The organism is Mechercharimyces sp. CAU 1602, assembly GCF_024753565.1.
Taxonomy (GTDB): Bacteria; Bacillota; Bacilli; order Thermoactinomycetales; family JANTPT01; genus Mechercharimyces.
Window position 1 is genome coordinate 69,760 of sequence record NZ_JANTPT010000002.1, and the last position, 24,215, is coordinate 93,974.

A 24,215-nucleotide genomic window follows, 5' to 3' on the forward strand; every position below is an offset into this window, starting at 1 on the left:
TACTATGATTACGACAACAGCAAGGCAGATCCCTAATGAGCGCAACCTTGACATCAGAGGTGCAGACAATCTACTTTCCTCCCAGCCCTTTCCTACTATAGATGCTGCGCACTCTTATCCAGTCACATCTCACTCTTCATTTCGATGTGTCTTCCATCCCGAGTACGTCACCTTACTGTTTCCGACAACGACAACCACACTTCAACTTCGCTTTCTCGCCCCCAACCCTGAAGTCATCCTGACAAACTCATCCAATCTATCCGAAAATCCCTTCGCATCTGCTACTGAGATCTTGTACCACGATCTATGGCCTGGTATTACAGCTCGCTTCCATGTAACAAACAGACGACTAAAATACGAGTTTATCGTAAGTCCTCGTGCCGATCTTGACGATATTTGCCTTTCCTACCACGGTGCTGATCACCTCTACCTTCACCCCTCGGGTGATCTTCATCTCTATACGGCCCATGGCATGCTCGTAGAAAAAAAACCGGTAAGTTTCCAACCCCCTCATAAGACGGAGATCAACACCTGCTTCAGCCTAGATAACAAACAGCAGATTCGCTTTGTTCTAGAGGAGGAAGTGGATCGTTCCCTGCCACTAGTGATCGACCCAGTCATCTTTTACTCCACCTATCTAGGGGGGAGGGGTAGCGATACTGGAATGGGAATCGCCGTCGATCGCTCTGGATTTTCTTATGTAACAGGGAGCACCCAGTCCCGAAATTTCCCTGTCACTAGTGGTTCATTCCAAACCTCCTATCCTGGGGGAACGTTTAGTACATTTGTCACAAAAATAAATCAAAGCGGCACCTCACTCGTCTATTCCACATTCCTCGGGGGGAGAGAAAGTGATGTAGCAAACGCTATCCGTGTCAATTCCGATGGAGAAGCATATGTTACGGGAGTTACCAGCTCTACGAATTTCCCCATTACTTCAGGTGCCTTTCAAACCATCTTCGACAGTATTGACTCTTTAGCTTTCGTCACAAAGCTTACTGCCACCGGCTCTTCTCTTCTCTTTTCCACCTACCTCGGCGGAGATAATAGCAATGTGGGTCAGGGAATCGCACTGGATCAACAAGGATTTTCTTATGTAGCCGGCACAACTGCCTCTGACAATTTCCCTGTGACCAGCGGCGCCTTCCAAACACAACAAACGGGTTCTTTTAGTGCTTTCGTCACCAAACTAAACTTGACTGGAACTTCCCTCCTCTATTCCACCTACCTAGGTGGAAGTGAAGTTGATGAAGGCTTTGCTCTCACCGTGGATAACAATGGGTCTGCCTATGTCACTGGGGAAACCTGTTCTCCTGATTTCCCCGTCACCTCATCCGCCTTTCAAACAATCTTTGGGGGTGGACTAGAAGATGCCTTTATCACAAAGTTACATCCCAGCGGTCGTTCATTGGTCTATTCCAGTTACCTAGGTGGCTCTTCACGTGACATTGGCGTTGCCATCGCCATCGATCCAGCCGGATCTGCTTATATAACGGGAGGAACGGAATCGGATAACTTCCCTGTGACCAGCGGTGCCTTTCAATCCATCGCTAGCGGATTTGAAACTGCTTTTATTACGAAAGTTAATCCCACTGGGACCGCCCTCTCTTATTCCACTCTCCTCGGGGGAAGCGGCACAGAACAAGGAAATGGAATTGCTGTAGACTCCTTTGGCAATGCATGGATCGCCGGGGATACCGAATCGGATAACTTCCCAGTTACAGCCGATGCGTTTCAAAATCAATTGATGGGAATAACCGATGCTTTTTTTTCTCTGGTTAGCTATGCAGGCACCGGGCTTCTGTTCTCTACCTACTATGGGGGATCTAACACTGACCAATCTTTTGCACTGGCAATTGATCCCCAAGATCGTATTTATGCGACGGGACAGACCGAATCTCCTAACTTCCCTATAACTCCGGGGGCCTTTCAATCCATGTTTGACTCTGCCCCTACCACTACGGATGCGTTTGTCGTCAAAATAGGTTTTGACTCCCCTCCAGGGGTAACAGGTGCCACCGGTCCTACAGGCGCTGTCGGTCCTCGCGGCCCTCGTGGAGCGCGAGGGGCACGCGGAAAGTCTAATAATGAGGAAGGGGTATAGATGAACATCTTTTTCTCCACCTTTCTCGGTGGATTTGAGAGTGATTGTGGATTGGGGATTGCGGTCGATCGCAGTAATTTCTCCTACATTACAGGTAGTACCAATTCATCAGATTTCCCTATCACTAGTGGCGCCTTTCAAACCATCTATCCAGGTGGACAGTTTAGTATCTTTCTTAGCAAAATGAACCCAACAGGTACTTCTCTTGTCTACTCCACCTTCTTGGGGGGCAATATGAGTGATATTGCCAATAGCATCAGCATCGATCGCGAAGAAGCCGTCTACTTAACAGGTGTGACCGACTCCTCTAATTTTCCTGTTACTTCTGGCGCTTTTCAAACACGGGTAAATGACATCGATGCGTTTGTGACAAAGATCTCTCCCACGGGTGACTCGTTACTCTATTCTACCTTTCTTGGGGGAAGTAATTTTGATAGTGCTAATGGCATTGCCGTTGATACTGAGGGGTTTGCTTATCTTACGGGTTTTACTGCTTCGAACAACTTTCCTACTACCAGCGGTGCGCTGCAAACGGGCTTAAAGGGAAGCACTAGCGCTTTCGTCAGTAAATTAAATCCCACTGGCACTACCCTTAGTTACTCCACTTATCTTGGTGGTAATGGCATGGATAATGGGGAGTCTATTGTGCTCAATGATGCTGGTGAGGCGTTCCTCACTGGCTTTACCTCATCAACCGATTTCCCCATTACAACAAATGCCATCCAAACCCAATTTGCTGGTGGTTCAGAGGATGCCTTCATCAGTAAAATAAATGCCACCGCTACTTCACTCCTCTACTCCACCTATTTAGGAGGGCGTAGCAGTGACATCGGGGTTAGTATTACGATCGACTCCACAGGTGCCGCTTATGTGACGGGAGGAACAGGATCCTCCAACTTTCCCATCACATCGGGTGCCTTCCAAACCCAACTGGCTACGATCATCAGTGGCCAAAATGCCTTTGTCAGCAAACTAAACCCCACTGGATCGCAACTCATCTATTCCACTTTTTTGGGTGGGAATCGCGTCGATCAAGGCAACGGAATTGTATTGGACTCATTTGGAAACGCATGGATCGCAGGAGATACCGAATCAACTAACTTTCCTGTAACTTCAGATGCCTTTCAGTTACGCTTGCTCGGTATTACAAGTGCCTTTTTCACTCAACTCAGTTTTGCGGGCACAGGTGTCCTCTACTCCACATACTATGGTGGATCGATCGTCGATCGATCCACTGCCGTCGCTATCGACCGGCAACAACGCATCTATGCTACCGGTGAAACTGACTCTAGCGACTTTCCTATCACTCCAGGAGCCTTTCAATCACAACTGCGCACCAGTCGGACTTCTGGCGATGCGTTTGTCGTCAAGCTAGGTCCTGTCATTGCCACCGGAACGACGGGTCCGACGGGAGCAACAGGCCCTACTGGACCGCGTGGACCGCGGGGGGCGCGCGGTCCACGCGGACGAACATCCGCAGAAGAGACATCCTAATATCGCTAGAAATCAACCTTATTTCAGCTGAAGCTGAGCCATCGAGGAATCAGGTAAAGTTGAGTTTTGGCTCTACCAAATAAGATTAGTCTGTTAGTCTGTTTATTATGTAAAAATGAGGATCTAAGCAGATTTTAAAAAGAAAATGAAGGGCCATGGCGTTTTCGCCATGGCCCTTCTTCAACTACCTTACATCCTCTATTCATTCGTTTGTTGGCTTCGTTACACTTCTTCCTGAGCTAACTCATCATCTTTTCTGCGTTCGTGCGAGAGCGGTCGATTAATCCGTTCCTGTATAGAGATCAATGCTGGCAAGAGCACTGGGAGGAAAAAGACCGCTAGCAATGCTAAGCCGACGATAACCACTGTTGCTATTTGTAACAGCGATAACACCCCTGATGGGTACAAGGCAGCAAAAGTACCACACAAGATCACCGCAGCTGAGATGACGACTGCACCAATATTTTTCGCAGCATTTACGATAGAAGCACTGGCGGATACTCCTTCGCTCTCTTTGTACCTCATCATCAGGAAGATACTGTAATCCACTCCCAAGGCGACGATCATGATGAGGGAGAAGAATGGAATCGTCCACGATAATCCTGCGTAATCAGCGAAGAAGACAGTAAATGCCTGTTCACCAAATGCTAGGGCAATAAAGTAAGCCAGAGATAGCGAACCGAGAATATATACCGTATTCCAGAAAGAACGCAGGATCCACAATAACATGAGCGCAATTCCACCAAACATAAAGAGTGCAGTTCGCGTGAGATCGCTTGTAGAAATATTGCTAAGATCGCGGTTCATTGAACTGGTGCCACCAACTCCATAGGTAGCATCCTCAAAAATCGTGCTCTTCGTTTTTGCATCTACAAGGTTCTGTACTTCACCAATGGTATCAATCGCCGCTTCAGAGTAAGGATCCTCTTCGAGAATGACACGCCACTCCATAATTTTACGGTCATCCGACATGTAGGCATCTAGTACCTCTTGAAATTCCTTATCCTCTTTTACATCTGCAGGGACGAAGAAACGCATGGTCGCTTCCGTACTAGCGAGCTGTGCTAGGAAATCTTGAGCATCTTCTAATCCGCCTGAGATCTCTGATAACCCTTCTGTACTCTTAGCAAGCCCTTCTTCCAATTCATTTAACCCAGCGCTCAATTTGCGCTGACCATCGTTTACTTTACCCAATCCTTGTTCTGCCTGGTTGAGAGCACTAATTAACTGCTGTTGTCCACCTATCCCCTGTTCAAGACCGGCGACAACCTGATTAACCCCTCCCTCCAACTCCTTCGCACCTTCTGCAAGTTGTGCTTGTGCTTGTTCGATTTTCTTTAACTCTTTATTAATCTCTGCCAATCCCGCAGTTGCTTCTTTATGCTTCTTATTTACTTCAGTCAGAGTAATCACTTGCACATTTAGCTTTTTAATGGAGTCGGCACTTGATGTTATTTCAGATTGCAAATTCCTAAAGGCCGCGCTATTTGCCACATCTGGGTTTTCAGCTGCAATTTGACCCGTAGCTGTTTGTATACCCGCAAAGCGTGCATTTAGATCATTTCGCACCTGGTCTAATTCAGAAGCCGAACGGCGATACTGATTTTCTAGCTGGCTGTAACCCTTATACAGATCATCATAACTTTTATTAATTTGAGCCATGCCTTTATTAAGTTCTGTAAGCCCTGCACTTAATTCGGCTGCTCCCGCTGCTAATTTTTTCGCATTAGCGGCTGCATTGGGATCTGACTGTTGCTCTAACTGAGCACTCATCTGTTGCAGGCCAGCACGGATTTGTTCCGTTGCAGAAATTAATTGACCAACGCTGTCAAATCCACCTTCACTTGCCTCTCCCAAGCCACTTTCGATTTGATCAAGCCCTTCTTGCGCTTCTCCTAAGCCCTCTTCCGTTTTACCTGTTTGCTCTTGCACATACAGGTCTTCAATCCGTTCTCCCTTAGGGCGAGTAGGAGAGTAAACATCTTTCACACCCTCTATATGTCGTAAAGCCCCAGTTATTTCATCAATCAAGGCAAGCGCCTCATCTGATTCGAGCGAATCATCCGATTTAAGCACAATACTGGTCGGCATAGATTCACCCGGGCCAAAGTTATCAGAGACCTTATTAAAACCTTTAACGGAGTTGTATTCGCTCCCTACCTCATCCAGGTTGTTGTAGGATAGCGATCCATCATAGAAAAATAAGATTGGGGAGCTGAGTAGGACGACAATAATGATTGCAATAATGGGCCGTTTCACAGACTTCGCCGACATCCCACCCCAAATACGACTCTGTTTGTGTCCACCATCTGTTTTGGACGGCCAAAACATCTTGGGGCCAAGAATGACGAAGAAAAATGGAAGTACCGTAAACAGTACAGCCAATAACGTAAATACACCAATAGCTACAGCTGCTCCTGCTTTATAGATAGAAAACTGCGCAAAATATAAACCACTAAAACCGATCATAACAGCAAGTCCGCTATATAATACGGTCTTCCCAGCTGTACGATACGTCTCTAGTACCGCCCGGGTGGTGGAACGATGTTGACCCATCTCTTCTTTAAAACGAGAGAACAGCAATATATTATAATCCGTCCCAATCCCAAACAAAACAAGCACCAGGAAGACTTGCGTAAAGTTGGCGAACGGAAAATCAATGTTTTCAACGAGGTTAGCGATGATCGATAGTGAGACCAAGTACGAAATCCCTACCGTTAACAAGGAGATCAATGGCGTAATCGGAGAGCGAAAAATAATAATTAGCACGATAATGATAAAGATTACCGTAAATATCTCCGTTTTCTTTACCCCTTCCAGTGTCGTCTCCGCCATATCCTCCGTAATTAATTCCGGACCAGTCAAATAATGCGTCACATCTACATCAGACAGAGCATTCTCTACATCTGCTCGTGCCTCAGCAACACTGCGATCCCCTTTCCCAACTTTTAAAGAGGCGAGAACGGTAGACCCGTTTTCAGAGATCAGCTGATCTTTTAATTCTTCATTGTCCATATGAGTCAGCATATCCGTTATACCGAGCTCACTTCTTTCACGCTCCAGTTTGGAAAGACCCTCTTCGATATCTCCTAACTGCGATTGCGATAATTTATCATCAGCATTAAAAACCACCATAAAGGTGAGGTCCTTACCTTCAGTAGACCCTTCATTCATCTCTTTTTGTAAATCAGCAGCTACCTGCGAAGAGTATTCCGCCGGGATCTCTGGATCCCCCTTCTCCTTTACTAATTGCTCTAAGTTAGGCATCAAAAATAGAGCTGCCGCCGTTATCACGATCCATGCGACGAACAGAATCACTCGTATCTTTAAGATTTTTTGCATGGTATTACACCGCCTCCATTATCAACTTACCCATACTTATCATAACCAATAAACCTAAAATAAAAGTGAACCAAACCTAAAAAAAAATAAAGATGAAATCATTCACTTATCCTCATGTATCTCCTTCTTCTCAATCGGAAGAGTAAAAGTAATGCCCAAGCCACCACCACTTGCGGTATAAGCCCGAATCTGCCCCCCATGCTGTTCCACAATCGCACGACTAGAAGCAAGCCCCAATCCTGTGCCTCCTGTTTCCCGTTGGCGTGATTGATCTACGGTGAAGAACATCTGAAATAATTGTGATTGATCATTCTCAGGTACCCCTACTCCATCATCTTCAATACGGATCCGTATACCATTTTTCTCAACACATCCACTAATAAAGATTGTAAGATGTTCCCGTTGCCCATATCGAACTGCATTACTAAAGATATTTGCAAACACGCGTTGCAACATCGCTTCATTCATCTGCACTCTCACCTGCTCTGGCAGCTGACACTCCCATATCAATTCATGACCCAACCCCGATAATTCAACTTCATATTCACGAATAAGTGCAGAAAAAAAAGGGTGAAATAAAGAAGATTTCATCGACATTTGCTGCAGGGTTGCTTCATCTTTCGCATAGGCAGAAAACTCATCCACCAAATCCGTAATGGCATAAGATTTACGCCCGATGAGACGAATATATTCTTCTTTCTTCTCATCAGTCATATCAGGATGTGCTAAAATCAGCTCGATAAACCCATTAATCGTCGTAAGCGGGGTCTTCAAATCATGCGCAATCGCCGCAATCATATCCACTTGTTCACGATGCGAGCGAACTAGCCGTTCTTCCATTTTACTAAACTGGCGGTACAAGCTCCCGATCTCATCACAACGCGTTGTTACTAAAGGTTCTCTATGATGACGCAAGTTAAAATGATCAAGACGACGATTAAGCCGCGTTAACGGATAAGTAATCATGCCATGAAACACAAAGGTAAGCATAATAAAATCAATTACGAGTATAAATACCAACACCATCATGGTAACGGCAATCGCTCTCGGGTCATCCATCATCAACTTGCGATTAACAGTGAGTACACCTACCAACTTCTCTTCATTATTCCACACAGGATATGTACGGGGCCCCATATAACGTCCCCCTTCTTGCAAATGATTCGCCTTATATACAACTTGTTGCGATTGCGGTTCATATAACGCTAAGGCAATCTGATGCTCGCTCGCTTTCGCTTCCATAAAACGGGCGATATCTTCCTCTCCCTTTGCGGATAAACTCCCTATATCCGCTGCGATAGCTCTTTCTTGGGGCTCTAGTTCGCCCATCTGTTTATTGGCTCTTTCCATCACCCCATCGATCACAACCAAATGAACGAATAGAAACAGCAACAAAAAGATCGTAAGAGACATCGACAAAAATATTAAAGGGATCTTCACTTTTAGCTTCATAAGTGTCCCCCATCGTCTATAAACTTGTATCCGACACCCCACACCGTCTTAATATAATTTTGTTTATTACCTAACTTCTTACGTAGATTTTTTATATGAACGGTTACGGTATGGACATCCCCCAACTCGTCACCCCATACATTTGCATACACCTGTTCCCTCGTCAGTACTTGATTGGCATGGCGAACAAGATAGTGTAGGATTTGAAACTCTTTAGTAGACAAATCCAATTTTTCTCCATCGAGAAACGCTTCATATGTATGTTCACTAATGACCAGCCGGGAAACACGTAATAAATTCCCCCCCACTTGCCCCTGATGCTGATAGATATGATGCCTCATCCGATCAGATTTGCGGAAATGCGCCTTTACTCGTGCGGCTAACTCTTGTACACTAAACGGTTTCGTCATATAATCATCTGCACCAATTTCCAGCCCTATCACTTTATCCATCTCGCGATCACGTGCACTTAAGAGCAGAATAGGGATACTCTTCTCCGCCCGCACCCGCCGACACACCTCTAACCCATCGATTCCAGGCATCATAATATCTAAAATTAAGAATGAAATCTCTGGATGTTGTCTCAATTTCTCCAATGTCTCTTGTCCCGAATACGCCGCAATCACTGTAAATTGTTCATACTGTAACGTCTCTGTAATAAGCCGTACAATATCTTTATCATCATCTACCACTAGTACTGTTCTTTGATTCATCCTTCTTCCTCCTTCCAATCGACTGCCCTCATATTTGCTCCTTCTTTTTGCTACAGATCACTCACTTCTTATTATCCACCGCTCACTCGGAAGTACTCGATAATTGTTATATTTCAACTGATTATATCGCATGTCCTGGTATTGAGAAAGCCATCGGTACCAGGGGAAGATTCCTTCTTCACCCCACTCGCTTCAAAGAATGGATTGCCTTACAAGCTCGATTTCTGGTTTTTTTAACGCTATTATCACTTGAATTTACAGAAAATATGAATTATAATAAATCTAGTTTTCAAAAATATTTTAATAGTGTTTATAATATGACCACTATAAGATCCCTACTACTTCTTTGTAGCTCAAAACCAGATCTAGGAGGCGGAAAGCTTGCGTAAAATTAGAGGGTTGATTGCGATGATGCTCCTTTTATCACTCCTTGGCCTACCCTTATTCAGCAGTAATTTGCTAGCTGAAAATACCACCACAGCAACAACAGAAGTAAAAGAGGCACCCGATGAGCGAAAGATATATCGCATAGAAGGAGTAAGCACACGTGAACAGCGAACGGAAATCATTCGAACAGGTGCTTCCATTGAAGAAGTGGGCAAAGATTATGTGATCGTCATTGCCCAACCAACCGAAATAAAAGCATTGAAAGCATCAAAATTCTCTGTCAAAGAACTGCAGAGCACGATGGACTTCCCTCCCTCCGATTCTGGGTTCCATAACTATGAAGAAATGGTGAGCGAGATTGAAGATGCCGCTCGTGACCACGGTAACATCGTTGAGAAATTTAGCATCGGACAATCGTACGAAGGGCGCGAATTGTGGATGGTAAAAATCAGCGACAACCCAGGTCAGGATGAAGATGAGCCTGAGTTATTGTACACCGGTATGCATCATGCCCGTGAGCACCTCACCGTAGAGATGACCCTCTACTTACTAGATCTTTATACCAACAACTATGGCTCCGATTCGCAGATTACCGATTTGGTCAACTCTCGCGAAATTTACATCCTATTTGCGCTCAACCCCGATGGAGCTGAATACGATGTCAGAGATGGTAACTACAAGTATTGGCGTAAGAACCGTCAACCTAATTCCGGCTCTTCTTATGTCGGAACTGACCTTAATCGCAATTACAGCTATAAATGGGGTTGCTGTGGAGGATCCAGCGGAAGTCCCTCCAGCGACACCTATCGTGGATCTAGTCCCTTCTCTGCCCCAGAGACAGCTGCTTTACGCGATTTCGTTCAGTCCCGTGAGATCGACGGAGAACAACAGATCAAGTCGCTTATCTCTTTTCACACCTACAGTGAGCTCATTCTTTATCCCTATGGTTACACATACGATGAATTGCCAAGCGATATGAATCCGGACGACTATGCTGTTTTTGAAGAAATGGCAAACTCGATGGCAGATACCAACGGCTATACACCGCAACAAAGTAGTGACCTCTACGTAACAGATGGTGAGATGACCGACTGGGCATACGGTGAGCATGGCATCTTTGCCTTCACTTTTGAAATGTACCCCACATCAAGATTCCCAGGCTTTTATCCTGATGACGAAGTGATCGCAGAAGAAACGGCACGCAACCGTGAAGCCGTTCTCTACTTCACAGAACAAGCAGATTGTCCATACCGTACCATCGGTAAGGAAGGGCAATACTGTGGAGATGATGGTGGCGGAGATAACGAAACCGTCTTCGCTGATGACTTTGAGTCAAATAAGGGCTGGACCCCTAACCCAGATGGAGATGATACTGCCACTACAGGCAAGTGGGAGCGTGCCAATCCCGAATCGACCAGCTATCGAGGTGCAAAACAGCTCGGCACCACCAAAAGCGGAAATTATGATTTGGTTACTGGAGCTTCAGCTGGTTCCTCTGTAGGAAGCAATGATATCGATGGGGGCGAAACATCCATCCTTTCCCCAGAGATATCCTTGCCAACAGACGGAACACTCAGCCTCTCCTTCGCTTACTATTTTAGTTATTACAGCAATGCCTCCAGCGACGATTACTTCCGTATCAAGCTGATTGATGGCAACAATCAGACGACCCTCTTCGAAGAACGAGGTGCGTCTTCTAATCGAGATGCCTCCTGGTCTACTCGCGACTTAGATCTATCCGCCTACGCTGGAAAAACCATTCGACTTCAGATTGAAGCTGCCGATGCCGGTAGCGCCAGTCTCGTAGAGGCTGGATTTGATGATCTGCTCATCGAAAAAAGATAAATTTCTTATCAAACAATAACAACAAAGCCGCCCTTCGCTTTCTTGAAGAAAGCGAAGGGCGGCTCTTTCTATTACCCTGTACATTTATGCTAATTCAACCATACGGTTTGTCTGGTGTTCCAAATCTGGTTGGACCATCTTGATCGGACCCTGACCACGTTGCATACTCTTGTGAAAAACTTGCTGTGGATTCAGCATATCAACCATGTATTGAATCGCAATAGCTGGATCCACCTCCGTACCACAGGTGTAGCAATCCAATGCCGCAAATCCGCGCTCCGGATAAGTGTGGATGGAGATATGACTCTCCGACAACAGGAGCAAAACCGTTGCTCCTTGAGGATCAAATTGCTTCGATTGAGCAGACATCACTGTCGCTCCACACTTGTTAGCCGCCACTCTCATATGCTGCTCTAATAGCGAGGCATCGTTGAGCAGATCAAAGTCGACGCCCCATGCATCCAGGGCCACATGCCGTCCGAAAGTGGAAAATTCCATAGCTTTCGGCCCCCTTCCTAGGAAATATTTGGAGTGAGCCAATATTCCTCTAGAATCTGCTCGTTCACCACGGGGGAAGGTTAGTCCGGTGAGGTCCCAACCCTTTAAGTGAATCTTGGATCCTTTATGTTGAAGAATAGCAGAAAGTACTGCATATCTTCTTACCCAGTATGATTGGATAGTAGATCAAATTAATACAAAAGCTCACGCACTCCAACTTATCATATTTGATCCAGAAGATCAACTGTAATATAAAAGAAAGAGCGCTTCTAATTATCCAATCAGGTTGAAGCCATTATCCACATGAATCACTTCACCAGTAATCCCCCGCGACAACGAGCTTGCGAGGAAGAGAGCAGTATCTGCAACTTCTTCCACATCTGTTACCCTGCGCAAAGGCGCCTTTTCTTCCATCATTTTTAGGATGCTGTTAAAATCTTTCACCCCACGTGCAGCCAGAGTACGAATCGGTCCTGCTGAGATCGCATTGACACGAATATTATCTTTCCCAAGATCTTCGGCTAAATAACGGACATTGGTTTCCAATGCCGCCTTCGCTATACCCATCACTTTGTAATTGGGGATAACACGTTCGGCGCCGAGGTAGGTCATCGTAATCAGGCTTCCACCCTCCACCATTAACGGTTTGGCCGCACGTGCGACTGCAATAAGGGAATATGCACTAATATCCTGTGCCAACGCATAGCCTGCTCGAGAAGTGTTAAGAAAGCTGCCTTCCAAATCCTCGTTGCGTGCGAAGGCAATGCTATGAATAACACCATCGAGCGTACCCCACAATTCCTTCATCTCGGCAAAAGCTGTCGTCAATTGTTCATCCGACGTTACATCACACTCAATACAAGGAGCTCCTGGAATCTCTTCATCCACCAAGCGGCGCACATACTTCTCTAATCGCTCTCCCTGATAGGAGAAAGCGAGTTGTGCTCCCGCCCGATGAAGAGCTTTAGCAATTGCCCAAGCGATACTCCGTTTGTTCGCTACGCCCATAATAAGAAAGCGCTTTCCTTCTAACTGCAACATGGAAATACCTCCCTTAATAATTAGTACCTGATACTAATTATGATAAGCGTAGCGAATACGATCGGAATTGTCAATCAAAATTAGCCATTCAGTTTGATTCGCGCTCCAGGACGAGTACTGAGCAAGAAATGATGCACTCCCACTTCATAACAGCCAAACAGGGAACCTATGAGAGCAGCGCTCGATAACCGTATTCGTGCAGACGAAAACAACCACTGTTGCATCCATAACATCACAATCATAAATAACGTCCCCGCAGTCGCCGAACGAAGGTTGCCCCACCTTGGTAACACAAAGCGATCTGCATAATGTCCCACAATCGCAAACAAAGCTGCAATCAGGAGAGGTTCTCCTCTTCCCTTAAAATAAACGCCCGTGTGATAACGAGAAAAACCAAGCAAAACAGTGGAGAATAATGCCCATTTTATCCATCCATTCACACCCATCCCTCCTTCCTGAGCGTTACCTCTAACGTGCCCACAATCACCTAACTGTACACAACAAACAAGCGCTCTCGATCAGTCTGTGTGCTGACTGACAAAGAGCGCTTGCTATTTCTTCTTACCATCCTGCCTGCGGATGACGTTTCAACGAAATATCACGCAAAAGCATCATACGGGTTTGATTCTGCTCCAAATCTTTAATCTCACCTGCCAATAATAGCAGGCAGAAGGATTCGTATGCCCGTCCATCCCGCAATAGTTGACCCGCATGATCTTTTGGGAAGACTATCGCCCATTCGGTTTTGTCAGGCAATCGAAAACAGAACAGATAGGCATCAGCTCCGTGATCATACAACCAGGCAAATTCATACCCATCTGCATTCCAATCTAATTCTTCTTTCCATTCCGGCATGGATAAAATGAGTACGTTTTCTTCCGATAGCTCCGCCCATGCTCCGTCTTCTGGAACATACGCTTCATTTACTTGTGGCACATATCGTTTAGTCATCATTTTCCACCTCATTTTTCAACTCCTCCCATTGTAACATAGCTACGTTCTCCTTAAACCTGATGAGATGATATGGATTCGTTCATGGTACACTAGTAGAAAAGCAGAGACGGGCTACTAGTCCCTATGAGGAGAGTGAACGATTATGCCGACCTTTGGACACATGACACGAGCAGAGTTAATCGAGGAGATTAAACGCTTAGAGAAGGAAGAACATGAAAAACAACATCAAGACCCTACCCAGACAGAAGTAATCAGACAACGTCGCTACTTCGCCTTATCCTATCTTGTCGATCCTAAAGAAATCACCTTGCACACATCATATCGCGTCAAAGGAAGTTGCGCCCCTTTTACTGTCCAATATCTAAATGGGGTGATGGCATGGGGAAATTGGTGTGAAGATAAACAACTACAAGCGATCCCACTAGGAAGGTTAGAGTTCTCTAAGAGAGAATAATAACTGGAAAAGAATAGTTAATATGTTTTTGGACAATACTGAACTGCAAGAGGCTCAGCACAATGACGAATCTCCATACAAATGGGAGCGTCTGCTGTGCTCATTGCAAAGGAGGTGAATCCGTTACGAAGAGCGGTCAAGGTCTTCACCTGCTAGATCTATTCGTAACGGTCACAAATGTATTATGTCGTTTCTGATACAGACCATCGTCCCCCCACTATTCTGCATGAAGATCACTATTTTGAGTGGTACAATCCGATGAAGAAGGATCATCGTGTTGAATTTCGCGGTTCGATGAATCAATGTTATGACTATGTAGCCATCCGTTATCCTACAGCCGCACAATAACTTTTCCACTCTTTTATTTCAGAATAATGGATCACAAAAAATAACCACCCGTTTTAGTAGGTGGTTATTTTACCTTATTACTTCCGAGCTTGCTTGCGTTCCGTCCCCTTCTTCCGTACAGGAGGGAGCAGTTTCTTTTTATTAATTGTGCGCTCAGGTTGCCACGTATCAGGGTTATGCTCATCAAACTCTTCCAGATACTTTATCACTTCACGAGTGACTGGAGTCGGCGTGGATGCCCCTGCGGTTACACCAATTTGCTGTTTCCCTTTTAACCACTCAGGATCTATCTCTGTCACATCAGCAATACGATGTGCTTCCACACCAGCGATCTCTTCCGATACCTGCGCCAAGCGATTGGAGTTGTTGCTGCGTGGATCACCTACTACCAATACGAGATCGTTCCCTTTCGCCTGCTCCGCAACCGCTTCCTGCCGCTCTTGTGTCGCCATACAAATTTCCTTGTGCGGATCCGCATGAGGGTACTTTTCACGTATCTTGATCATTAAATCCATCGTATCCCATTGACTCATCGTCGTTTGGTTTGTAATCATAATATTCTCTGCCCCAATATCGAGCGCATCTACATCAGCTAACGTTTCTACCAGATGAACTTTCCCCGGTGCCACCCCTAGTGCACCCTCTGGTTCTGGATGACCTTTTTTCCCGATATAAACCACTTCGTAACCATTATTCACTTTATCCAAGATTAAATCATGGGTGTTCGTTACATCAGGGCAGGTGGCATCAATACAGACAAGGCCTTTCTCCTCCGCACGTTGGCGCACCTCCGGGGAGACCCCGTGTGCAGTGAAAATAACCGTCCCCTTCTCCACTTGTTCCAAGATCTCAAGACGATTAGGACCATCTAGTGTCACTATTCCAAGGTCTTCAAATGCATCTGTAACATGACGATTATGAACAATCATTCCCAATATATATATCGGACGAGGCAAATCTGGATTGTCTGCCGCTTGCCGCGCAATCACCATCGCATCTACCACGCCATAACAATACCCACGAGGGGCGATTCTCACTACTTCCATTTCCCATCCTCCATTCTATCGGAGACACTCGTTTCATTATATCGCAACTAGTGGGCAGATCTCAAACCACAACTAAGATATTAAACAGCCTCACCTGTAACGACATTGTTTTAGCATAAATGAAAAACGAACGAGCTGTAGGCTGATGCGCCTAAAGTCCAAATAGGCTAGTTTATATGGCACCTACCTACAGGCTCCTTTCATATGATAACAATGTGCTCAGCTACGAATAGCGAATAGGAGTGAAATCATGGAGAAAGAAACACAACAGCCTTATCCAATGCCACCCCCACCAGAGCCGGCAAAAGAGGCACCCATGAAATATCCATATCAACCTTGTATGCCTCCACCACCCCCACCTCAAAAACATATGGAGTGCCCTCCGATGCCCCCGATGTGTGATCCGTGCATGCCCAATCCATGCATGCCCCCCATGCCCTATATGCCAATGCAACCCAACCCATATGATAAAGGGCAAGGGAGTCCGCAAATGCCACCACAATCCCCCTCCGCACCTGGAACTCCAATGATGCCACCAGGTTATCCGATGGATGCGTATCAACAGCCCATGATGCCACAGATGGACCCAGAAACAATGAAATATATGTATCGTTACATGAAAATGTGCCATAATATGGAGTCGATGATGATGGAATATGCCATGAAGAGACAAGGATGCTGGCAGGGAGACTGGGATGGAACCAAGTGGGGCGGATGGGAAGAACAAAAATGACAACGAAAAGAAAACCTCCCCCTGCACAGGAGGTTTTCTTTTTCATCTAACTACTATTGAATGAGGCGACGACCACTCACATAATGGTCTGCCCAATACCCACTAGCAACACTTGCAATGCGCACATTGGTACCGTAATTCTCCGCAGAAATCATCTTTCCATCGCCAATATATATACCCACATGTGAGATACCCTTGCCAAAGTAGAGAAGGTCACCCACACGGAGCTGATCCCGCGCAACATAGCTACCAACGCTTTTTTGTTGCGAAGACGAACGGGGAAGTGAAATTCCAAATTCGCGATAAACGTATTGCGTAAATCCTGAACAGTCAAAAGCAGACGGGCCGTTTGCACCATAACGATACGGCACTCCAATATACCCTTTCGCAAAGGAGACCAACTGCTGTGCCTTCGTTTGCCATTCACCCGTATCGCTCTTGCCATCTTTCTTTTCCTTTGAAATGGAAGGAGTTGAACTCTTCTTATCTTCCACTTGCTTTGCTGATGTAGAAGAAGCTAAGGTGGTACCCTCTTTTTGATTGACCGAATCTACTGGATCTGCTTTCGGTTTAGGAATCAAATTAACAGCATGACCGACATAGATAAGGTTTACACTTTCCATATGTGGATTCATCTCTAACAGATGATTCAAACTAAAATGGTGCTCACGCGCTAATTTCCATATTGTATTTTTCTCCTGATCGAGCGCACTCTTTGCTTGCTCTCCTTCATTTGTTCCTGCAGCAATGAAAAGTTGATCACCTGGAAAGATCAACGTCGTCTCTTTCTGATTCTGCTCCATCAACTCTTCAACGGAGAGATTATACTTACTGGCAATGCCATATAACGTTTCATTCTTTGCAACCGTGTGTAGCTGCTCACTAGCATCCACCACTTGCGGTAGTGCCATACTGCAAGCTACAGCCGCTCCCGTCATCATCCCTACTTTCTTTCGCAAATGTACATCATTCCCCTCATCACTAGTGAAAAAGTGATCTCCCTTTTTATGTATTCAACTAAATCACCATTATGTCCTTAAAACCTTACCCTAAAGCCCCTGTACTTAAAATTTCCACTGTCACCTGAAGGGAAATCTCCACATCAGGGTATACTTCATACCACTTATCTACCGCCCATCCACCAAACTGATTGTGCGCCTTAGCACCAAACCCTAAGGGATCAATCCCCTTATCAACAAACGAACGAATCATTTCCTCACCATTATTTTTCAATGTTTCTTCTAGCCTTTTTTTGATCAACTTCTCTTGCTGACCCGTCACTTCTTCACCAGAATACTCAATAACCGTCGCTTTCATGGATAACTCACCTTTAATGGTAGGCTTTTCTCCGCTCTTTGGTAGTTGATACTTAATGGAAGAGCCGTTGTTTTGTACCGTTACAAACTGATCTTTGTCCAAGGAAAATTCATAGTTCCCTTGATTCACACCCTCATGCAACATGCTAAACAAGTAGACATCGTTTAACTCTAACTTATCCACATAGCGATCGTCTTGAAAAAGAGCTAACCCCATAATCTGAGCCGTGTCTTCTTTCGCTTTAAAGATAGGCAAGTACGGATCCGCCCCATCTTCATGATAAGCATAATTAAATAAATGAATATTGCTTTCCGGCAAGTAACCTATATTCATATTTTGCAAGATGATTTCACTTAAATACATCCCGATATCTTCACTGCGAGAGAATTCTCCCTGTAACAACTCCTTTATATCGCCTTCTACCACCGCAATATGAGCGCGACTTCCTACACTAGGCTCTCGTAAAAAGCTATCCAATAAGGTGATGACCCCTTTCTTCGCCACCTCTTCACTCAGTAAGACCATGCTTAGCTTTCCAATAGCAAACGGGCGCTCCAATTCACTCCCCAACTTGTGGCGCAATCCCTTACTCGTATTAGACTTAGCTGAAACAATCTTGCGGTTGAGCGATTGATCTGGTTCGTAGGTGGGAGCGGAGATGGTAGCTTCATATTTATCCTTCCCCTCTGACACATCAAAGCCAACGGCAAATAAAAGCTGCACTTCATCTACTATTAATTGTTCTACTCTGCCTACCATAAGTAGTACAAAGATAATCACCATCCAGATCACTGTTTTTCTCATGCTTTTACCCCCCGTCTCCCCCTCCACGTCACCCATAGGAATAAAAGGGGAATATACACATAGATCAAATAAAACCCAATCATGGCTAGCCAGTTATTTAGATTATTAATCGTCTCCCGTTCTTCAATCATACCCGTTAACAGTAAACAGACCAGGATCATTACTACTAAGATATGTCGTTGCCTTCCCCCCCATATCTTCTTCCCAATCCGGCTGGCTACCCAGAGTCCCATGCATAAGTTCGGTAACACCGCACTGATCCAAACAGCGACCGCTAAATACTCAAACCGTTCCAAGAAAGGAAGTTCCACCATCTTTAATTTGTTGATCGACGACCAGATCGTCTCCGCCAGCTCACCCTGGCTGTAATACATCGTCGAAGCAATAACAGCAAACAGATAAAAAAAGACCGTAGTCGAATGTCCTAGATAGGCCCATTTTCTCGACTTCTCCGCCTGTTTAATGAAGGGATAATAAATAAGTAGCAACTCAAATCCTAAGTAGCTTAACGTATTTTCCCTCAATCCTTGAACAAACTCCCCTAACTTATGGTGAAAGATCGGAAGTAAATTACTGGGATGAGCAAATTCATACGTATAAACGGTTGTAAAGACTAGCCATGTTGTTAATAAAATTGAGAAGTATGCTATTCCTGTAACCGTGCGAAACCCACCTGAGATAACATAGTAAGATAAAATAAGAAACATACTTGCAAATACCCACTCATTTAGAGAAGGGAACAGCCATACTTGCAATACCTCCAAATAAGTGCGAATGATGACGAGTGCAATCAAGAAACCGTATCCCATCCATAATAAATTAACAAAACTCCCCACCCATTTCCCCAATAAATGTTCATGAATCCCCATCACATCGCTTTGTTCCTGCTCACATATGCGATATATCATCCAGATCAGCGGATAAATCGTAAGCCCACCGATCAGTACCACGATCCATGCTTCATTTCCTACCGAGTGAGAAAGAATTTGTTCAAATCCGAGCACCCCTACACCCAGTTGGTTAGCGACGACGAGATAGTATACCAATGAGGGTGAGATCTGATTTCTCTCTTTCACTTTTACTTGCATGTTGTACCCACCCTCCACCACATAATTATTCGTCGATATCCTTCTTCTCTTTCTCCCTTATGTCTGGTTTTGGATCAAATCGTTTCGGTTCTTGTGCGCGCAAAAAGCTGGGGCGCAAATACTCACGCGCATAAGAGGGGCGAAATAATGTTTGGTGCGTCAAGTCGTGCCAGCGTGGAGGATAGACGGGTGCTAAATAGGGCACTCCCAGTGAAGTAAGTCTAATCAGATGTACCATATAAAAGAGAAGACAAAGTACAAGACCTGCCAATCCCCAAGTAGCCGCAAATATTAACAGAGGATACCGTAACACACGCACAGTGTTCGTCATGCGGTATATAGCCGTAGTGAAGGAGGCAAGTGCAGATAGGGAGACGATAATTAACAACACATTACTTGTTAAAGAAGCTTGCACTGAGGCTGTTCCAATCACAATACCGCCCACAATACCCAGGGTTTGTCCAATTTTTGTCGGCATGCGCGCCCCTGCTTCACGCAAAAGCTCAATCGTAATCTCTAAAAAGAGTGCCTCCATAAAAGGGCTAAAGGGAATATTGGTACGTGAGGAAACCAACGTAGCGAGAAGATCAGAGGGAATCATTTCATAATGATACGTTAAAACAGCAACATAAAGCGGGGTAGCCACCACTGAAAAAAGAACAGCAAACATACGAATGATGCGGAAAAAAGACCCAATAATCCAAGGAAGATAGTAATCATCAAATGAGCTAAAATACCAACCTAAGGTTGCGGGCATCACTACCGCATTGGGAGAACCATTACTCAAAAAGACCACACTACCATATTCTAATAATGCCACCACCCGATCGGTTCGTTCCGTCTCCAAAACCTGCGGAAAGATAGACAGAGAGTTATCGCTCACAATCTCACCTAATAAACTGGAATCGGTAAACATATCGAAGTTTTGATTTGTAATCCGATGATGCAAGCGATCCACATAATCCTTATTCGTTATTCCCTCTAAGTGCAAGATAGCCACATTGGTTTTAGTAGCCTTCCCAACCGTTAGCTCGTCTATCCGCAGTTTTCCATTAGGTATACGCCGCCTAATCATGTTTAGATTCGTATCTAAATCCTCTATAAATGCTTCTTTGGGACCCGTTACACTAAACTCGATTTCAGTTTGAGAGACAGCTCGCGATTTAGTGAGAGCCGCTTGAACGACAATTCCTTTCCCATCCCGCTCATGCAGCTGTATAAAGAGGTAACCGGCTAACAATTTTTCTTCGATCTTTGCCGGATCACTTAAAATTTCAACATCATTAATAGGAAATAACCCTTTCATATCTTCTAAGCTGTCGATCCCATCCCGATCTAAATAAGGCAAGATATCGCGATGCATCTGTGTCGAGTCAATCAAAGTTTTAAAGTAGTAGATCAAGTAAGTACGAGGGCCTTGATTTTGATGATAATGAACAAAGTCGGATGACTTACTCAGCGCGCGCATAAGCTCCCTTATATTACGCCCACGATCCTGTTTCTTAAACCACATCTATTTCCCCCCTGTCTATATCTCCAGCTTACTGCATACTTCTAGCATAGTATGAGCTAGAGAAAGGGAAAACATTACCTCTATTTTCGAACATGAGATATAAGCAGCATTGTGTTTATTTTCTCATTTAAAAAGAGATGAACTCAGGAAGTTTCAACCTCATCCTCCTTTACATAATCCTTCTTTTTCATTCACTAATGAGTGGAAACCCTTCTTCTTTTCATGACACTAAGCGAAAAAACAAAGATCGGACATCGGTACACTTCATCCCTCTGTCCCATCTCTAATTAGATTCATTGATTCAGTGCAATATACTTAAAATCCCTATATGATGACCAAGCACTAAAGTATAATAGCCAACTGTGCTTCTGCTAAAATAAGATATTCTCTTGCCCACAACGGGATGTCCTCATCATCTGACAGCTCCTTCAAATTTGCCCGAGCGGCAACCAGTTGTGGAACCGCCCATAACGGAGTCGTCCCTGTTCGTGTCAATATAGACCCTTGTCCAAGTTGAATCAGACGTGCACTGATTTGACCCGATTGCGTCAACACAAATACTAAGTGACCATGTGCCTCAGATGTTTTCCCCACCATTTCTATAGATTGTGTCCCTCGTGCAGCACCTCGCAATAACGATTCGATCCCTAAAATATTTGATAAAATACTTTTTGCAACAGACGCATGCACATATACGTTAAACGGTAACGGCCCTTGCCTCAATATGTCTGATGAGATATTAAACTGATTCATTTTATCCTCCTTTTATCCTTTCTTTCTATTTTATGTAAAATATGAAGTTGCTGTGATCCTAATATTAACTTGATAGGCGCGATCAAACTCGTTCTAGCTTAAGCTGAAACATAAAAAACCCCCGATTTCTCGAGGGTTGCTTCACTTAAGATGCATCTACTCACCATACATCTCCTTCTATCATCATGCTTATAAACCTGTCTCTCCTCCCCCTGCATCCCGCGGACCTCTGGGTCCCCTGGGACCACGCCGTCCACGCGGGCCACGTACACCCTGAGCTCCTGTCGAACCGGTGGCTCCTGTCGGACCAGTCGGGCCGGTTGCTCCTACAGCAGTTAATTGAGAGAATTTTGTCACAAACACACTCGAATTTCCTGAATCGGCAGACGGATTAAGGGTTTGAAATGCACCCGGTAGAGTAGGAAATCCCGTTCCCGCAAATCCTGTTACATATACATCGTCCTGATTATTCCCATCCACCACAATGCCAAAGCCATTATCTTGCACCGGCCCTCCTAGGTATGTGGAATACATAATTCCCCGTCCCGATGAACTTACTTGGGTGACAAACACATCCTGACTCCCACCAAAGTTAGCCTGGTAGGCATCAGAAGTAAGCGGAAAATCAATGGAAGAGGTGCTACCGGTTACCCATACATTGAAGAAGGAATCGAGGGAGAGCGCTATTCCTAAATCTGTACCACTTCCACCGAGATAGGTAGAGAACAACAGATTGGAACCTACTGCATTCAATTTGGTAACAAAGGCATCACTTACGCCTGTACCAAACACGGTTTGAAACGCAGTAGGGGTAACGGGAAAGTTGGTTGATCTCGTATTCCCTGTCACATATGCCAGCCCAAACGAGTCCACCACCACCTCATTAGCAAAATCTAACACACCTGCCCCGCCTAAGAAGGTAGAGTAGATAAGAGTGGACCCAGAAGTATTAAACTTACTTACAAACGCATTTGAGGTTCCGCCAGGGAACACTGTCTGAAAGGCATTGGTAGTGACCGGAAAATTGGTTGAATCCGTACTCCCCGTTACATACGCATTCTCACTACTATCTAAAGCAATTCCCAGTCCTGTGTCAGTGTCATTTCCACCAAGAAAGGTAGAATACACTAAAGAACTGCCCTGTGGATTAAATTGCGTAACAAAAGCGTCAGAAGAACCTCCACCAAACACCGTTTGAAAGCCACCCGAGGTGACCGGAAAGTCAGAAGAAGTAGAACCTGTCACATACGCATTTCCACTGTCATTGATTGCTAATCCGTTTATAGTTGCACCTTGCCCCAGGAGAGTAGAGTAAATCAAACTGGTACCCGTCTCATTTAACTTTGTCACAAATCCACTAGTGGAACCCACAATGGTCTGAAATGCTCCTGACGTAACTGGAAAATCGGTAGAAAGCGTAGTCCCACCCACAAAAGCATTGTTACTTACATCTACTTGAATACTATTCCCTCGGTCTGCCGAGTTTCCTCCTAAGTAGGTGGAGTAGAGAAGGGAACTTCCTACTGAATTCAGTTTGGAAACAAACGCATCTCTTGCTCCTCCAACACTACTATTTGTGGTTTGAAACGCGCCGCTAGTCACCGGAAAGTCGGTTGAATTTGTTTGTCCAGTGATGTACGCATTGCCCGAAGCATCAATCGCTATCGTGAGCCCGTTATCAGTACCTGTAGATCCTCCAATAAACGTGGAGTAGCGTACATTGGGATCAATCACCAACGGCTGGCTGCGATCATAAGGAGTGACGGTACGAAAGCCAAACCCTCCATCTGGATAGCAGATATACTCGGTTTCAATGCGGACACTTCCTTCCTCCTGAAAGCTGACTGGCTTCTCCTCGCGCACTACCCCACTTTTTGTGCCCACAAGAAGGTGGCCGTCTGCGTCAATCCCCAAGGGCGTCCCCCCTGTATAGCGCAAGCGGATGTCTATGATTGCCGCTCCCGGATGAACAAGACAGTCATACTTAAACTGCTGCCCATCCCACGAGAAGAGAAGGTCAATTCCTTTCCATACCTGCTCATACATGACTTGATGAAACCCTATCTTTCCACTTTCCATTCGCTTTGGTACCAGGTTACGATGCGCATGGCAAAACTGAAGCTGTACCCATGTATCCGATGCCAACTGCAAAGCGACCCCATGGGAATGAAACACAAAGCGCATCCCCCCGCTCTCACCTTCTAATCCGACGACACATCGATCCTGTACACCCTGTCTATAGTGATACTCATCCACGCTTACACGCACGATCTCTACACCTCACTCATCACTAATGATTCATGTTATGAAGAAAACCGTCTTCCAGTGT

21 protein-coding genes are annotated in these 24,215 nt (G+C 45.1%); 6 read left to right on the forward strand and 15 right to left on the reverse strand.

The window, feature by feature from the left end; all coding sequences use genetic code 11:
• The first annotated feature begins 4 nt into the window (after nucleotides 1-4).
• Together NXZ84_RS11440 and NXZ84_RS11445 are read left to right on the forward strand one after the other, a co-directional pair.
• Nucleotides 5-2,104 (forward strand): SBBP repeat-containing protein, encoded by a 2,100-nt coding sequence (locus tag NXZ84_RS11440; protein WP_258840466.1) that lies wholly within the window; start codon nucleotides 5-7, stop codon nucleotides 2,102-2,104.
• Entirely contained in the window at nucleotides 2,105-3,598 is a 1,494-nt protein-coding gene (locus tag NXZ84_RS11445) for an SBBP repeat-containing protein (RefSeq protein ID WP_309495854.1), read from the forward strand.
• A 222-nt stretch (nucleotides 3,599-3,820) separates the two neighbouring features.
• On the opposite strand, the gene NXZ84_RS11450 is transcribed toward NXZ84_RS11445, so the two are convergent.
• The 3 genes from NXZ84_RS11450 to NXZ84_RS11460 all read right to left on the reverse strand — a co-directional run bounded on the left by NXZ84_RS11450 (nucleotide 3,821) and on the right by NXZ84_RS11460 (nucleotide 9,105).
• The gene (locus NXZ84_RS11450) at nucleotides 3,821-6,940 is read right to left on the reverse strand and encodes an MMPL family transporter (RefSeq protein WP_258840467.1); all 3,120 of its coding nucleotides are present in this window, start codon (nucleotides 6,938-6,940) and stop codon (nucleotides 3,821-3,823) included.
• A 102-nt stretch (nucleotides 6,941-7,042) separates the two neighbouring features.
• Nucleotides 7,043-8,392, reverse strand: a complete 1,350-nt coding sequence (locus tag NXZ84_RS11455; protein ID WP_258840468.1) for a sensor histidine kinase — start codon at nucleotides 8,390-8,392, stop codon at nucleotides 7,043-7,045.
• Nucleotides 8,389-9,105 carry a response regulator transcription factor gene (locus NXZ84_RS11460; protein ID WP_258840469.1) on the reverse strand — a complete coding sequence of 239 codons (717 nt, stop codon included), beginning with the start codon at nucleotides 9,103-9,105 and terminating at the stop codon, nucleotides 8,389-8,391. Before NXZ84_RS11460 ends, NXZ84_RS11455 begins: the two co-directional genes overlap by 4 nt.
• A gap of 381 nt (nucleotides 9,106-9,486) precedes the next feature.
• Here NXZ84_RS11460 and NXZ84_RS11465 point away from each other — a divergent pair, with 381 nt between their 5' ends.
• Nucleotides 9,487-11,337, forward strand: coding sequence for a M14 family metallopeptidase (locus tag NXZ84_RS11465; protein ID WP_258840470.1), 1,851 nt, complete (start codon nucleotides 9,487-9,489; stop codon nucleotides 11,335-11,337).
• 84 nt (nucleotides 11,338-11,421) lie between these two features.
• On the opposite strand, the gene speD is transcribed toward NXZ84_RS11465, so the two are convergent.
• The 4 genes from speD to NXZ84_RS11485 all read right to left on the reverse strand — a co-directional run bounded on the left by speD (nucleotide 11,422) and on the right by NXZ84_RS11485 (nucleotide 13,842).
• Complete coding sequence (speD, locus tag NXZ84_RS11470) at nucleotides 11,422-11,835, reverse strand: adenosylmethionine decarboxylase (protein WP_258840471.1); 414 nt, start codon at nucleotides 11,833-11,835, stop codon at nucleotides 11,422-11,424.
• Nucleotides 11,836-12,108: 273 nt separating this feature from the next.
• Nucleotides 12,109-12,876, reverse strand: a complete 768-nt coding sequence (fabI, locus tag NXZ84_RS11475; protein WP_258840472.1) for an enoyl-ACP reductase FabI — start codon at nucleotides 12,874-12,876, stop codon at nucleotides 12,109-12,111.
• Nucleotides 12,877-12,956: 80 nt separating this feature from the next.
• Nucleotides 12,957-13,316 (reverse strand): DUF2512 family protein, encoded by a 360-nt coding sequence (locus tag NXZ84_RS11480; protein ID WP_258840473.1) that lies wholly within the window; start codon nucleotides 13,314-13,316, stop codon nucleotides 12,957-12,959.
• A 121-nt stretch (nucleotides 13,317-13,437) separates the two neighbouring features.
• The gene (locus NXZ84_RS11485; protein WP_258840474.1) at nucleotides 13,438-13,842 is read right to left on the reverse strand and encodes a hypothetical protein; all 405 of its coding nucleotides are present in this window, start codon (nucleotides 13,840-13,842) and stop codon (nucleotides 13,438-13,440) included.
• Between the two features lie 130 nt (nucleotides 13,843-13,972).
• On the opposite strand from NXZ84_RS11485, the gene NXZ84_RS11490 reads away from it, so the two are divergent.
• Complete coding sequence (locus tag NXZ84_RS11490) at nucleotides 13,973-14,284, forward strand: DUF1811 family protein (protein ID WP_258840475.1); 312 nt, start codon at nucleotides 13,973-13,975, stop codon at nucleotides 14,282-14,284.
• 177 nt (nucleotides 14,285-14,461) lie between these two features.
• The gene (locus tag NXZ84_RS11495) at nucleotides 14,462-14,632 is read left to right on the forward strand and encodes a hypothetical protein (protein WP_258840476.1); all 171 of its coding nucleotides are present in this window, start codon (nucleotides 14,462-14,464) and stop codon (nucleotides 14,630-14,632) included.
• A 77-nt stretch (nucleotides 14,633-14,709) separates the two neighbouring features.
• Here NXZ84_RS11495 and NXZ84_RS11500 read toward each other — a convergent pair whose 3' ends face one another.
• Together NXZ84_RS11500 and NXZ84_RS11505 are read right to left on the reverse strand one after the other, a co-directional pair.
• On the reverse strand, nucleotides 14,710-15,678 hold the full coding sequence (locus NXZ84_RS11500; RefSeq protein ID WP_258840477.1) for a 4-hydroxy-3-methylbut-2-enyl diphosphate reductase: 969 nt from the start codon (nucleotides 15,676-15,678) through the stop codon (nucleotides 14,710-14,712).
• Nucleotides 15,679-15,926: 248 nt separating this feature from the next.
• The gene (locus NXZ84_RS11505; protein ID WP_258840478.1) at nucleotides 15,927-16,175 is read right to left on the reverse strand and encodes a hypothetical protein; all 249 of its coding nucleotides are present in this window, start codon (nucleotides 16,173-16,175) and stop codon (nucleotides 15,927-15,929) included.
• Here NXZ84_RS11505 and NXZ84_RS11510 point away from each other — a divergent pair.
• Nucleotides 16,169-16,411 (forward strand): hypothetical protein, encoded by a 243-nt coding sequence (locus NXZ84_RS11510; protein WP_258840479.1) that lies wholly within the window; start codon nucleotides 16,169-16,171, stop codon nucleotides 16,409-16,411. The two genes, NXZ84_RS11505 and NXZ84_RS11510, sit on opposite strands and share 7 nt — an antisense overlap.
• Nucleotides 16,412-16,464: 53 nt before the next feature.
• Here NXZ84_RS11510 and NXZ84_RS11515 read toward each other — a convergent pair whose 3' ends face one another.
• The 6 genes from NXZ84_RS11515 to NXZ84_RS15115 all read right to left on the reverse strand — a co-directional run bounded on the left by NXZ84_RS11515 (nucleotide 16,465) and on the right by NXZ84_RS15115 (nucleotide 24,154).
• The gene (locus NXZ84_RS11515; RefSeq protein WP_258840480.1) at nucleotides 16,465-17,370 is read right to left on the reverse strand and encodes a C40 family peptidase; all 906 of its coding nucleotides are present in this window, start codon (nucleotides 17,368-17,370) and stop codon (nucleotides 16,465-16,467) included.
• A gap of 85 nt (nucleotides 17,371-17,455) precedes the next feature.
• Nucleotides 17,456-18,532: a Ger(x)C family spore germination protein gene (locus tag NXZ84_RS11520; RefSeq protein WP_258840481.1), complete on the reverse strand. Its 1,077-nt coding sequence runs from the start codon at nucleotides 18,530-18,532 to the stop codon at nucleotides 17,456-17,458.
• Nucleotides 18,529-19,620 (reverse strand): GerAB/ArcD/ProY family transporter, encoded by a 1,092-nt coding sequence (locus tag NXZ84_RS11525; RefSeq protein WP_258840482.1) that lies wholly within the window; start codon nucleotides 19,618-19,620, stop codon nucleotides 18,529-18,531. The genes NXZ84_RS11520 and NXZ84_RS11525 overlap by 4 nt, the downstream gene beginning before the upstream one ends.
• A gap of 25 nt (nucleotides 19,621-19,645) precedes the next feature.
• A complete protein-coding gene (locus NXZ84_RS11530; protein WP_258840483.1) occupies nucleotides 19,646-21,133 on the reverse strand; it encodes a spore germination protein in 1,488 nt (495 codons plus the stop codon).
• A gap of 342 nt (nucleotides 21,134-21,475) precedes the next feature.
• A complete protein-coding gene (locus NXZ84_RS11535) occupies nucleotides 21,476-21,886 on the reverse strand; it encodes a hypothetical protein (protein ID WP_258840484.1) in 411 nt (136 codons plus the stop codon).
• 189 nt (nucleotides 21,887-22,075) lie between these two features.
• Nucleotides 22,076-24,154: a beta strand repeat-containing protein gene (locus tag NXZ84_RS15115; protein ID WP_309495859.1), complete on the reverse strand. Its 2,079-nt coding sequence runs from the start codon at nucleotides 24,152-24,154 to the stop codon at nucleotides 22,076-22,078.
• Between the last annotated feature and the right edge of the window lie 61 nt (nucleotides 24,155-24,215).